The sequence below is a fragment of the Fusicatenibacter sp. genome, assembly GCF_977045365.1.
Map to the genome: position 1 here is coordinate 35046 of NZ_CDRRUH010000007.1, position 14419 is coordinate 49464.

Below are 14419 nucleotides of genomic sequence, written 5' to 3' on the forward strand. Positions count from 1 at the left end.
TGTTATTTCTCCTCTGTCTCGAATTTTCTCTGCAGCTCCTCGCCGAGTTTGCTCATACCTGTGCTTTTTTTCGTTTTTGTCTCTGGTTTTGCCTCTGATTTTGCTTCCGATTTGGTTTCCGGCTTTGCAGCCGGCTTCTTTTCCGGATCGGCGGCTGCGCGGTATTTTTCCACGGCTTTTGCTGCCTCTGCCGCTGCGGATTTTCCGGCTTTCACCAGCTTGTCCACCGTCTGCTCTACCGTTTTCACCGGTTTGCTGTCGATCGCCTGCTTTACGGCTTTCTCGACCTTCTCTGTCGCAGTCACGGTTCCCTGCTTTTTCTCTGCGGTTTTCACCGTTTTTTCCGATACCTTTTTCTCTGCTTTTTGGGCAGTCTTTGTTGTTTTCTTTGCTTTTACTGCTTTTACTGCTTCTTCCGTTTTTCCAGCCGGTTTTCCCTTCTTTCCGGTTTTCTTCTCTGCTGCCGCTTTTGCTGCAGTTTTTGCCTTTGCGCTCTTATTGCTTGCAGCGCCTGTCTCCGGCTTCGTATAAGAAAATATCTGAACGGAAAGCGGTGCGAGTTTCACGGTAATCGAGTTTTTCCGCTCGTCGCACTCTGTTTTTTTCGACATTTTCACGCGTGGATTTCCAACGCCTGTTCCGCCATAAGCTTCTGCATCGCTGTTGAACATCTCTTTGTACTTTCCCGGATACGGCACACCAATGCGGAAATCATCGTACTCGACATTCGAGAAGTTGCATACGACAAGCAGCGTATCTTCTTTCTTCCTTGTTCTGCGAAGGAAGATCAGAAGATTCTTTTCCCACTCCATACCATTGATCCACTCAAAGCCCTCCGGCTTTTCGTCAAGCTGATACAATGCCGGATTTGCTTTGTAGAATGCATGAAGTGCCGCCATATAGTTCTTTAACTGCAGATGTTCCTTATTCTCAAGAAGCTCCCAGGACAGGGACTGTTTCTCATTCCACTCTTTTTCCTGTCCGAATTCCTGTCCCATAAACAGAAGCTTCTTTCCGGGATGCACCATCTGATAAGCGTACGCCAGACGAAGATTTGCCATTTTCTGCTCCGGTGTACCCGGCATTTTGGTATACATGGATCCCTTCAGATGAACCACTTCATCGTGCGACAAACTCAGCATGAATTTCTCCGAGTATGCATATACCATAGAAAAAGTCAGCTGATCGTGATGTGCCCCGCGGTATACCGGATCGTTTTTCATATATTCCGTAAAATCATTCATCCAGCCCATGTTCCACTTGTAGTCGAAGCCAAGTCCTTCATCGTCGAGGTCTCCCGTCACCTTCGGCCATGCGGTCGATTCCTCTGCGATAAGAAGCGCATCCGGGAACTCTTTTTTGAAGATGGAGTTCAGATGTTTTAAAAATTCAATCGCCTCAAGGTTCTCATTTCCGCCGTAGATATTTGCGACCCACTCCCCGTCCTGCTTGCCATAATCAAGATACAGCATCGATGCAACCGCATCCATACGGATTCCGTCGGCATGGTACTCTTTTGCCCAGAAAAGAGCATTGGCAATCAGGAAGTTCTTTACTTCCGGTCTTCCGTAATTATAAATCAGCGTGCCCCAGTGTGGATGGGATCCCTGTCTCGGATCGAAATGCTCGTACAGACATGTTCCGTCAAACGCAGAAAGTCCAAAGGTATCGCGTGGGAAGTGTGCCGGTACCCAGTCGAGAATAACACCAATGTCGTTCTGGTGCATTGTATCCATAAAATAGCGGAAGTCATCCGGCGTTCCGTAACGTGCTGTCGGTGCGTAATAGCCCGTCACCTGATAACCCCAGGATTCATCGAGCGGATGCTCCATCACCGGCATCAGCTCAACATGGGTATAGCCAAGCTCTTTCACGTAGGAAGCCAGCATCGGAGCGATCTCACGGTAGTTATAAAATTCACGGCCATCGTCCGGTTTTTTCCAGGAGCCAAGATGCACTTCATAAACAGAGATCGGCGCTTTGTCGCTCTGTGCGACGCCACGCTTTTTCATCCAGTTTTCGTCCTGCCACTCATATTTTCCAAGATCAAACACAACACTCGCATTGTTCGGACGCAGCTGTGCTGCATTCGCGTACGGATCCGATTTCAGATACGTCAGACCGCCCTTTGCCTTGATTTCGTATTTATAGATGTCGCCCGCGCGGACACCGGGGATAAAGAGTTCGTAGATTCCGGACTCCAGAAGATTCATCTGATATGCTCTTCCGTCCCAGTTATTGAAGTTTCCGACAACACTGACACGGATCGCATTCGGTGCCCAGACGGCGAAGTAAACGCCGCTGATCCCATCAATTTTGACCGGGTGTGCACCCAGCTTCTCATAGATGGAATAGCAGATGCCGTTTTCAAACTGTTTCTGTTCCTGCCCGGTGAACTGCATCGGGTAGGCGTATGGATCGTAATGCTCCATCTGGTTTCCGTCGCCATCCCAGTAGATCAGCGTATAAGACGGAATTTTCTTTCCCGGAAGCAGTACAGCGAAAAATCCCGCCTCATCCTCGCAGACCATCTCGGTCTGTTTTCCGTCGCGGATCGTATGTACGGCTGCGCGGGTTGCCCCGGGGAAAAACGCCTGAATTAAAATACCATCCTCCGTTACACGTGGTCCCAGGATATCTCTTGGATGATTCTCCTCGGAATAGACCACTGCTTCAATTTCCGCCCAATCCATATAATCGTATAATTTTTCTTCCATTTTCAAAATTATAACCCCTCCTTTTTTTCTGTCTTCAACTAACAAATTCTGTTTTTATTCTACCATTTCAACTGCAATTGTACAATGCAAATCTGGTTTGTTTTTTATTCATCTGTCGTCTGCATCTCATCGTTCTCAAACCAGATACTGTAAATGTTCTGTGAAGTCAGTGTTTCCAGGGACTCCCTGGAAAGCGATTCGGCCTGATAATCAGAAAATGCTGCAAGCAGCGTATCGGCACAGCCATATTCACCGGAATAGGCGATCAGTTCGGATGCTGCTGTGTGGTCTTTTCCGTCTGCCGCGCTAAGATACGGCGTGCACATCGTTCCGTCCTGATACTGGTAATAGCGGTACGTATCCGGGCTGCCCGCCTGGTAAGCGTGGAAAAACACGATGCTTTTCGGTCCTTCATACGTCATTGTTCCGTATGACTGGATTTCGTTCCCGGAAAGATGGTACAGCGGGTACTGGTACTCTTTTTCCCCTGTTTCATCGAGACAGCGCACAAATCCGTCCTTGCTGGAAATAATGCCGAGCTGATAGCCCCCGCCGCGGATCGTGTCCGCCAGATAGTCAATCAAAAAAGCATTTTTCATCCAGAAATAGTCGAGATACGCCGTGTAGCCCATCTCTGCGGCATATGCCTGATACGCATCCGACACATGCAGGCAGACCTGGTTTTCTCCCGGGAATTCCAGGGAAATGTCATCCGGGTTCTGCGCAAAAGCTGCGACCGCTGCCGCTTCCTCTGCCGCATCATCATCCTTCTCCGGATCGAACTGTGCTGCGACCGCATCATCATTGCTCATGCAGAGATTTTCCAGTGACGCGTACAGCGGTCCCAGATAGATTTCCCGGCAGTTGGCATCGGATACTTTTTTCAGGGCATCGTACAAAACCGGATCTACCGTCATCACTTCGTTTGGATGCTGGTTGATATCGTACAGGTTTGTCACATCATCGAAACTCTCGTCGATATTGAAAAGCCGGTAGCCCTTCACAGCCGCATCGGTATAAATCAGCGAGAGTGCCTTTGCCTCCCCGCCTGCAGAAACGCCGCCTGCGCCGACATTATATTTCAGCGTGAAATCCTCGCTGCAGTTCAGCTCCGCGCCCGCCTTTACGCTGATTTCGCGCCAGCCGGAATCGCCGCGCAGAAAATTCATAAAACCATACACCAGAAAGCCGGATCCAAGCGCCAGAAACAGTACCACAAGCACGATGCGCCGTCCGACATTCTTCTCGGAGAGCTGGACCTTCTGCACCGGTTTCGGCCGCCGTCTGTTTGGATCTTTTACTGTTCTTCCCATTCTTTTACTCCTCTTTCATTCTAATTTCCTTTTCTGCTGTAATTTATTGTCCCAAAAAACACATCGCCCGTCAAGTAAAATCGGACAGGAAAGTTCAACGAAGCCTCCTGTAAATCAAAAAAGCGGCACCGGAACCTTTTTCTGGTTCCGGGCCACTTTTTCTTTCCTGTCCACTATAGGGCAACTAAAATCAATGCAATGATAAAGATCAGGAGAATCACGGCAAGTACGGCAAATCCGTACAGCGCACCCTGCTTGCATGCTTTGTAGTTGTGATAGTATTGTTTCTTTTTGTATACCATTGCTGCGATGATACCGATGATCGGGAAGAAGAATGACAGAACTTTGTACCAGATACTTCCGGTATCGTGAACCGGAGTTTTCAGGAATTCGTCTTCCGCCTTGGAAAGATGAACCTCGTGGTTCTCCTCTTTTACTTCCTCGCCAGGCTTTCGGATAGTGATCGGCTGCAGCGGCTCTCCCTTTTCACGGAGTGCCTTGTACTCTTCGATCTCTTTTTTATTTCCATATACAAAGTGGTTGTGTCCGATATCCACGAATTCCGGTTTGTCCACGGAATAATCATGGATGGACGGGTCGTAGGTGTACAGCACCTTATTCTTCTCGAGCTGCGGATCCGGAATCGGAATCGCAGAAATCAGAGAATGCGTGTATGGGTGCAGCGGGAAGTTAAACAGCTCCTCTGCATCCGCAACCTCTACGATATTTCCTTTGTAGATAACACCGATACGGTCGGAAATGAACCGAACGATGGAAAGGTCATGGGCGATAAACAGGTAAGTAACCTGTTTTTCTTTCTGGAACTTCTTCAGCAGATTGAGAACCTGTGCACGGATCGATACGTCCAGTGCGGAGATCGGCTCATCGGCTACAACCAGCTCCGGCTCCATAACCATGGCACGGGCCAGACCGATACGCTGGCGCTGTCCGCCGGAGAACTCATGTGGATAACGGGTCAGATGCTCCGGCAGAAGACCAACCTCGTTGATCATATTCTCTACCTTCTTCACACGGTCTGCCTCGTTCTCGTACAGATGGAAGTTGTAAAGACCCTCGGATACGATATAATCGACCGTCGCACGCTCATTTAACGATGCGGCCGGATCCTGGAATACCATCTGAATGTTTCGGATAACCTCCCGGTCCAGGGAATGCGGAATCTTGCCGGAAATTTTAACACCCTTGTACAGGATCTCTCCTGCAGAACACGGGTTGACACGAATGACCGCACGGCCGATCGTGGTCTTTCCGGAACCGGACTCGCCTACGAGGGAGAAAGTCTCTCCCTTGTAGATGTCAAAAGAAGCATTTTTTACCGCTTTGACTGCGTCATCGCCCTTGCCGAAAGTGATATCTACATTTTTTACCTGCAGTAAGATTTCTCTTCCATTTTCGTCAATCGGACCATGCTCCGGCAGATGCGAAACAGTGGTCTTGCTTTCCTGCTTTGTAGACACTTTCAAACTCTCCTATAAGTTGTATGCTTTTAATAATTTTTCGTGAATATTCTGAATTGCCTCCGGCTTCTCCGTCTTCGGTGCTCTCGGATCCAGCAGCCAGGTTTTGGCGTAATGGGTATCCGTTACTTTGAACATCGGCGGCTCTTCCAGCGTGTCGATTTTCAGACAGTACTGGTTACGCGGCGCGAACGGGTCTCCGATAATCTTGTTGTACAGAGACGGCGGAGTACCGGTAATCGAGAACAGCTTTGTATTCCTCTCCGCAAGCTGCGGCAGGGAAGAAAGCAGTGCCCAGGTGTACGGATGGCGCGGATCGTAGAACAGCTCTTCTACGTTCGCAAACTCGATGATCTGTCCTGCGTACAGAACGGCAACACGGTCTGCGATATTTGCTACGACACCAAGGTCGTGGGTAATAAACACGATGGTGTAGTTGTACTCTTTCTGAAGATCCTTGATCAGTTTCAGGATCTGTGCCTGAATCGTAACGTCCAGCGCAGTTGTCGGCTCATCGCAGATCAGGATCTTCGGACGACAGGAAAGTGCAATCGCAATAACGATACGCTGTCTCATACCGCCGGAATACTGGAACGGATAATCATCGAAACGCTGCTCTGCGTTCGGAATACCAACCTTTTCCATCAGCTCAAGCGCCTGTGCTCTTGCTTCCACCTCGCTGACATGCTGATGCTTCATGATAACAGAAGTGATCTGTTTTCCGATTGTGATGATCGGGTTCAGGGAAGTCATCGGATCCTGGAATACGGTTGCAATTTTCTTACCGCGGATCTGTCCCCAGTCATTCGGATCCTGGATTTTTGCCAGGTTAATGATACAGGTTCCATGAAGCCGCTCCGGTGTTTCATCCAGATAGCGCACACGGAAAGTAGCCTGGTCGAAAACGCTGTTCCGTTTCTGCTCATCGTTCAGATCCACACCGCGCTCCATTGCAGCTTTGAATGCTTCGTGCAGCTTTTTGATCATGCGAACCTTTTTGCGCAGTTTGTAACGTCCAACGGAAAGATAGATCTCTTTGGCAAGAATCTCGTTTCTCTTTCTCGTCTCGTCCGTAATTTCTTTTGCTGTCAGGCCGGCGTACTCTTTTTTGTACTCTGCCATCTTTGCATCATATGCCTGATTGTAGGCCGTGTCGTTCATGGCAGCCTGTTTGTGAGCCTTGATTTTTTCCTCTTTTGCTTTCTGCAGAGCCTTAATCTCGCCGTCCAGTCTGGAAATCTCGGCGGATGTCTCTTTGACCTTCGCTTTTTCTTTGGAAGTATCGAGTGTCTGCTTGTAGTTGAAAAGTTCGGTTCTCTTTCCTACGAGTTCCTTGATTTTGGCATCTGCTTTCTCACGCTCTTCCTCGCTCAGCGTCATTTTTTCTTCTTTTTCCTGCTCCAGCGCTTTCATTTTCAGGAATACTTCTGCGCCGTATTCCAGTTTGGAATACTCATTCAGTTTCTCCCAGGTGGATGCGATGGTCTTTTTCGCATAAGAGTTCAGCGGCACAACGGTATCGCTCAGCTCGGCATCGTTAAAAAGAATATCTCCCTGATCGATGAAACCGTTGCTGTCCAGCATGCCCGCAAACGCTTTTGTGAATACGGATTTACCGGCACCGGACTCTCCTACGATAGCAATGGACTCATTCTCGTAAATATCCAGCGTTACGCCCCGGATCGCCGTCAGGATACGGCCGCGGACACGGAATTTTACCTGTAAGTCCTTAATCGATAATAATACTTTTTTATCTTCCATGCGGCTTTCCTTCCTACATATGTGTTCTCGGGTCGGACGCATCTCCAAGGTTCTGTCCAACTACATACAATACTACGGTGATGATTGAAGCGACAACAACCGGGCTCCAGAACTCGAATCCCCATCCCGGTGTCAGCATGGCACCCTCAGCCTCATAGATCAGTCTTCCCAGAGACATGTCAGAAAGACCCATACCGATGTAAGCCAGGAACACCTCGTAAGAGATGTAGGACGGAATCTCAGTTGCCGCCAGAGTAACAATGACAGATGTCATAAACGGGAGAATATTCTTCATCGCAATGCGGAAAATCGAGGTTCCGAGACATTTTGATGCCAGATTATACTCTCTGTCACGGATGATAACGACCTGCGTACGGATAAAGTACGCGATGGCAAGCCATCCGGTAACGGTCAGTGCAAATACCATGGTCCAGAAGCTCGGAGAAAAGATAAGCACCAGGACGGAGATCAGAAGTACATACGGAATATTTCCGATGATGTTGTAAACCTCCATCATGAAGACATCAACCTTTTTCGAAAATCCCCAGACAGATCCGACAATCACACCAATCGAAAGGTTGATGAGCGCACAGATAAATGCCAGGGAAACTGAAATTCTGGAACCAAACCAGACAGCATCAAAGGTCGACTGTCCGGAAGCACCGGATCCTAAAATCCAGTGAATATTGAATCCAAGCTGCTGCAAGGCTTTGCCTGGAGACAGATGTTTTGTCGCGCCGTTCATCAGATTGGCGAAACGGTCGTACTCCACAAAGAGCGGATACACATACGTCATCAGCAGAATCACACCCAGGAGGCAAAGTACGGCAATATTGATTTTTTTCTTAAAAAATACGCGGAACACGGAATGCCAGTAGGAATATCTCGGAGCCGTAATTTTCTCAGACTCCAAACTGCTGTTATCTACAGGAGAAAACAGTTCTTCCTCAGACAGACCGAATTTATCTAAATCATAATTCATAAGTCCCTACCTGTCTTTCGTTGAGAATGAGATTCGCGGATCCACCATGGACATCAAAACATCGCCCAGGATGATGGAAATAACGGAGAGCACTGCGTAGAACAGTGTAACACCTACGATAACACCATTGTCATATTTGCTGATTGCTTCAGTCAGCAGATTACCGGCACCTGGTACTACGTACACACGCTCGGTGATGATGGCTCCGGTCAGTGCGAACAGTACGCTCGCCGGAACACCCTGCACGATCGGAATCGCTGCGTTCTTCAAAATGTGTTTCGTAAAGATTTCTCCCTCTGTCAGACCACCGGATCTTGCGAATTTTACGTAATCGGAGTTCATCTGGTCGATCATGTATCGACGCAGCCATTTCATCAGGTTTGCCACCTGCGGCAGTGCCAGGGAAACGATTGGCAGAATATACATCAGCTTGCTCTTCGAATCCATGTCAAAGGTGGTTGGCAGACCCATTTTTCCTCCGATTGCCTTAAACAGGAAGATATAGGCCAGTGAAGGTACTGCTATAATGAATACAATATAGATGGTTCCAAGCTGGTCAACCAGTTTGTCTTTCTTTCTCGCCATCAGAATGCCAAGCGGCACTGCGATGAGATAGGAAAGAATTACGGCAATGATACCGATTACAAAGGAATAGCCGATTTTTGATTTACCACTCTTAACTGTATCCACGTTGGTATAGTCATCTGTGAACCGATCGGAATGAACAGCGCTTGCATCCTGAGATTCGCTCATATACGTTGCGCTGTGCAGATCGTCTGCACTGTATTCCACCAGACCGCTTGGATAGGTAATCTCCGATTTTACGTAGGATCCCTGCGCGCGGGTCATGGTCAGTGCTACATCCACACCCTCATTTACGGAATAGGACTTTCCTAAATTTATGGTGATTATATTCTGATGGAAATATGGGAATTTTGAGTCAAAGTACATCAGGTACTTGTGTGTTGTGCCATTTCCCATGATGGCCGGTGAAAATTTCTTTCCCCCATATACCGGATCGTGTAAGGTAAATGTAATCCCCCTCTTACCTTCTACCTTTGCAGCATCGTGAATGCTGTCGATGTCAATCAAACCGGAAAAATATTTTCCGAGACGCGTTGCAAGCGGAATATCCTTGTACGCAAACAGCTGCTGCTGTCCGCCGTTGGCATATTTTTTCTTGCCCATCATGATCGCGTCGTATCTTCTTACGGTGTAACCTTTTGCTTTATAATAAGCTGTAAATTCCTTTACATATTCAGATACCAGTTCTGAATCCTGGTCTTTCGTTCTTCCGAATGCTACTGCTTTGGATCTCGTATCCTCGTCAATTTCGCCTTTTGCTTTGAGAGCGTTCAAATAATCTGCATAGGTTACATAGTCAAGATATCCGTATGTCTCCCACTTCTGATATTTGTACACCTTTTTCTGGTTATTGCTCTGATGGGAATAGGTGGTGTCCTGTGCGAAAATCAGATTTCGGTCCATCAGAGAATAGATCATAGTCATAACGCATCCAACGACAATTACTACGGAAACAAGGCCATGCAACAAACGCTTAAAAAGATATTTTGTCATATTCTCTCATTCCTTAACACAATATGACAGGGGAATGGCTGTTTTTGTTCCCATCCCCCTGCCGGTTTATTCATTGGCTTTCAACTGTTCTGGTCTTTCCAATTTTTATTTTTCCAAAATTAGAAGATACCGAAACATTTGGTCATGTATCCTTCATAGTCCGGAAGCATGGTATCCAGGTAAGTGCACGGATCACCAAAGTCAGGACCCCATCCGGAGACATCGTATACGTCGTAGTTTGCTTCATAACCATAGTTTGCATAGTATCCTGCATAGTACCATCCATCCAGGTCTACGGCATCAACCAGATTGATCACAACTTTTCCGCCAAGGGCAGCCTCTACTGATTTCTTGTAGGAGTTTGCTTTGTTGGTGTAAACTTCTACTGCAGACGGATATGGATACTCAATCTGGATCGGGTTGCTCTCATCGATGGTGATGCCTTCTTCTGCGAGCTCTTCGATTGCGGTATTCAGTTCTTCTACTGCGTTTTCCGGATTGTACCATCCATCAAAACCATCACTGGTCTTGTTTTCGGCATCCCATACTTTAATCTTCACGCCGTCGGCGTCGATCTGTTTCTGTACGATTTCACCATAGTAGGTGCCTGCCGGGAAGGTTGTGTCGGTTCCGTTGATCTGAATGGTGGTGTCTTCTGACAGGCTTACGAAATATCCCGGGGTAAAGGTATTTCTAAGGGAAGTATACTTCAGATCCTCGCCAACCTGCTGTGCATTGTAAGCGCCGCGATCTGCTGCAAAGCTGATCGCTCTTCTGAAGTGAACGTTCTGCAGCGCTTTGTTTGTTCTCTGGATTTCTTCGTCAGACTTTGTAGTCTTTGCTGTTGTTCCGTCGTTGGCGTTTGCAGTCGCAGTACGGTTGAGGTTGTAGAATCCCATGAAAGAAGTAGCGTCGGTATCGGAAACTACTGCGTACTGATCGTACAGACCTTCGGATTTTGCTGTCTCCATGGTGGAGGTGTTCAGGTTTACATAGTCAACGGTACCTGCTTTTGCATCTGTGTACATTTTGGTAACATCAGACTGGTCATTGAACAGCCAGGTCAGGGTTTTAATGTTTACGTTGTCTTTGTTCCAGTAAGAATCGCTCAGTTTAAATACGATGGTATTTTTAGCTGTAGCGTTGGTTACCAGGTACGGTCCGCAGTATGCGATCGAGTTGGAATCTTTTCCGTACTGATAATCTGCTGCGGAGGAATCATACTCAGCACCAAATTTACCGCCCTGTGACTGATAGTAGCTTCTGCTCATCGGAGCGAAGATGGTGTAGCCAAGCATGGTCATGAAGTAACTGCATGGCTCTTCCAGTGTGTACTCTAAGGTGTAATCATCAACAGCTTTTACACCAACCTCATCGAAATCGGTAATTTCGCCGCTGATGTACTGAGATACGTTTTTGATCACGCCCTGTACCAGGTATTCCAGACCGCCCTGTGCATCACACATGTGTTGCATTCCGGCCACAAAGTCATCTGCTTTTACAGTATCCACTTCACGTCCCTGGGAATCGGTCCATTTTACACCTTTGCGAAGGTGGAAGGTATAGGTCAGTCCGTCGTCAGATACTTCATAGGATTCTGCCAGTGCCGGCTGCAGAGTTCCCTCTACATCGTACTCCATCAGTCCGTCGTAAGTATTGATGATCGCATCGTTATCTGCCGCACGGGAAGTTGCAAGTCCGTCCCATGTTACCGGATCGCTCGCATACGGCATGGAGAAGCTGTCTTTTAAGGTGTAGCCTTTTCCTGCCAGATATTCTTTTACCCAGCTCTCATAGGTTCCTGTTCCTTTGAGTTCATCCCATTTTGCTCTCATCTCGTTGTAATCTTCTGCTTTGATAAAATCAGTTGTTACAACATACTGATGATAACGGTCCTGATCGCTTCCCCAAAGGGTATAGTCCTTGGTGCGCGGAGCCATTCTGTACATAGCGTACATACCACCTTTTGAGATGAGCGGGTACATCATGGCGGACTCCATCAGTTTTCCCTCTGCAACTGCCATCAGGGCATATCTCTCATCCACCGTTTCTGCTTCCTTTGCAGTAGCAAGTGCATCGTTGAAATCACCCAGCGCCTCGTTATAGAGCTCTGTGCTGGTCTCATCGTATCCTTCCGGCATTTCAGATTCCTCTGCCTCGGCTTCACTCTCACTGCTTGCAGATGCGCTTGCATCACTTTCGGAAGATGCGCTGCTGCTTACGCTTACACTTTCATCTGCCGGATCAGAACTTCCGCTGCCGGAATTTCCGCAGGCAACCAGGCTTGCAGTCATACTCATAACAAGTAATGCGCTTACAATTTTTCTTTTCATAATTTTCTTCCTAACTCCTTTCATGGATTTACGTTGTTTTTGCATCATCCGGACATTTGCCGGGACGGCTTCACCATTCCACCGTTTTTCATTTTGGCACTTTACCACATCAAAACGAAGAGTACAAAAAGGAGATGCGTCCAACAAGATTTGTTTTCTTCATCCCTCATGCCCGTACATTTGTCCGTTTGTCCAAAAACAACTGCGTTCATTATAACCAGAACTCTCTCCATTTGTCAATATCCGATGCAGGAGAAAAGTGTATAAACTGCATTTAAAGTAATCAAAATCCTCTATTTTCCTCTTTTTGGGTATTGTTCTGATGCCGTTTTTCTATTTTCCTGTATTCTTTGGTTTTATAACGGCAAAAAGATTACACAAAGAATCGTTTCTTTCCATTTGCGTTCTGCAGTACTGTCTTTTTATTTCTGAAAAATGTGTTTCTTCTTATTAAATGCGTTTTACTTTTTGTCTTCGACAGTCTCCGGACTATTGACAGCAAAAAAAAATCCTGCTAATATTAATTTTAATAAGGAACCAGTGCAGTACACGGAAAACAGGCACCGCACGCGGCGTCTCTGATATCCTTGTCGGATACAGCAGACGCTTTTTTGCTTTCCTGTGTATCATCACTTCTGCATCCGTATCCGCACGAAAAGAAAAAAGGAGACTTCTTTTATGTATCTTTATAATTCTGCAACCCATAAAAAAGCTGAATTCCAGACACACACACCGGGCCGTGTAGAAATGTACACCTGCGGACCTACCGTTTATCATTTTGCGCACATTGGAAACCTGCGCAGTTATATTATGGAGGATGTCCTTGAAAAGGCACTCCGCTATGAGGGCTACGACGTCAACCGTGTCATGAACATTACCGACGTCGGCCATTTAAGCTCCGATGCGGACACCGGTGAGGACAAGATGGTCAAAGGTGCCAAGCGCGAGCATAAAACAGTTATGGAAATCGCACAGTATTACACCGATGCATTCTTTGCGGATTGCAAAAAGCTGAACATCAAGCGCCCGGACGTCGTACAGCCGGCTACGGGATGCATTGACGAATATATCAAAATCATTGAGAAGCTGATGGACACCGGCTACGCTTACTTTGCCGGCGGAAATGTTTACTTTGACACCAGCCGTCTTGACCACTACTATGTGTTCAACGATCACGACGAGGATGATCTTGCCGTTGGTGTCCGCGAGGGCGTAGAGGAAGATACCAACAAACGCAACAAAAACGATTTCGTTCTCTGGTTTACCAAGTCAAAATTCGAGAATCAGGCGCTCAAATGGGATTCTCCATGGGGCGTTGGCTATCCGGGATGGCACATTGAGTGCTCCGGTATTTCCATGAAATACAACGGAGAATACCTCGACCTGCACTGCGGCGGCGTGGACAATGCCTTCCCGCACCACACCAACGAGATCGCGCAGTCTGAGAGCTACCTTGGTCATGCATGGTGCCCGCAGTGGTTCCATGTACATCACCTGAATACCTCGACCGGAAAAATGTCGAAATCAAAAGGTGAGTTCCTGACGGTTTCTCTTCTGGAAGAAAAAGGCTACGATCCGCTCGTCTACCGTTTCTTCTGTCTGCAGTCCCATTACCGCAAAGCGCTTGTGTTTACGTGGGAGAACCTGGACAACGCAAAAATTGCCTACGACAAGCTGATTGCCCGTATCGCCGCTTTAAATCCGGAGAACGGATCCGTCGATGAAGCTTCCATGAGTGTTTTAAAAGAAAAATTCCAGAAAGCACTCGATGCTGATCTCAATACTTCGCTTGCCATCACAACGCTGTATGATGTCTTAAAGGCAGACATGAACGACGCAACGAAACTGGCACTTCTCGACAATTTCGATCAGGTGCTCGGTCTTGCCCTTCTCTCCCATGCAGAAGCAAAGAGAAAAGAGGCCGCAAAGACAACTTCCGCTTCCACTGCATCCGGTTATCAGATTACCGGCGAGGGAGATCCGGAGATTGATGCGCTCGTTTTAAAACGATATGAAGCAAAGAAAGCCAAAAACTTTGCGGAAGCAGATAAGATCCGTGACGATCTGAAAGCACAGGGCATTGAAGTTGCTGATGTACGCGGCGGAGCCGTCTGGAAACGAATCTGAAAATCTTTTCGTAACCATACATTACAGGCAAAGAGAACTGTCCCAGGGCAGTTCTCTTTTTTGTGCCGTTCTTTACCCAAAGGAAGTCAAACAGCAGTAACTTCTGCCGTTCTTGACAAGAAAAGGCGGT

8 protein-coding genes are annotated in these 14419 nt (G+C 47.4%); 1 reads left to right on the forward strand and 7 read right to left on the reverse strand.

The window, feature by feature from the left end; genetic code table 11:
- Positions 1 to 2: 2 nt before the first annotated feature.
- The 7 genes from glgB to ACY2VW_RS03080 all read right to left on the reverse strand — a co-directional run bounded on the left by glgB (position 3) and on the right by ACY2VW_RS03080 (position 12162).
- Positions 3 to 2717 carry a 1,4-alpha-glucan branching protein GlgB gene (glgB, locus tag ACY2VW_RS03050; protein ID WP_461876979.1) on the reverse strand — a complete coding sequence of 905 codons (2715 nt, stop codon included), beginning with the start codon at positions 2715 to 2717 and terminating at the stop codon, positions 3 to 5.
- Between the two features lie 104 nt (positions 2718 to 2821).
- Positions 2822 to 4030, reverse strand: a complete 1209-nt coding sequence (locus tag ACY2VW_RS03055) for a hypothetical protein (RefSeq protein WP_461873314.1) — start codon at positions 4028 to 4030, stop codon at positions 2822 to 2824.
- 173 nt (positions 4031 to 4203) lie between these two features.
- Positions 4204 to 5508, reverse strand: a complete 1305-nt coding sequence (locus ACY2VW_RS03060; RefSeq protein ID WP_461876954.1) for an ATP-binding cassette domain-containing protein — start codon at positions 5506 to 5508, stop codon at positions 4204 to 4206.
- A 12-nt stretch (positions 5509 to 5520) separates the two neighbouring features.
- Positions 5521 to 7269 (reverse strand): oligopeptide ABC transporter ATP-binding protein OppD, encoded by a 1749-nt coding sequence (oppD, locus tag ACY2VW_RS03065; RefSeq protein ID WP_461876956.1) that lies wholly within the window; start codon positions 7267 to 7269, stop codon positions 5521 to 5523.
- Positions 7270 to 7282: 13 nt separating this feature from the next.
- Positions 7283 to 8251: an ABC transporter permease gene (locus ACY2VW_RS03070; protein ID WP_055228618.1), complete on the reverse strand. Its 969-nt coding sequence runs from the start codon at positions 8249 to 8251 to the stop codon at positions 7283 to 7285.
- A gap of 6 nt (positions 8252 to 8257) precedes the next feature.
- The gene (locus ACY2VW_RS03075; RefSeq protein ID WP_461876958.1) at positions 8258 to 9829 is read right to left on the reverse strand and encodes an ABC transporter permease; all 1572 of its coding nucleotides are present in this window, start codon (positions 9827 to 9829) and stop codon (positions 8258 to 8260) included.
- Between the two features lie 119 nt (positions 9830 to 9948).
- The gene (locus tag ACY2VW_RS03080) at positions 9949 to 12162 is read right to left on the reverse strand and encodes an ABC transporter substrate-binding protein (RefSeq protein WP_461876959.1); all 2214 of its coding nucleotides are present in this window, start codon (positions 12160 to 12162) and stop codon (positions 9949 to 9951) included.
- Positions 12163 to 12840: 678 nt separating this feature from the next.
- On the opposite strand from ACY2VW_RS03080, the gene cysS reads away from it, so the two are divergent.
- Positions 12841 to 14289, forward strand: coding sequence for a cysteine--tRNA ligase (gene cysS / locus ACY2VW_RS03085; RefSeq protein ID WP_461876960.1), 1449 nt, complete (start codon positions 12841 to 12843; stop codon positions 14287 to 14289).
- Positions 14290 to 14419: the final 130 nt, after the last annotated feature.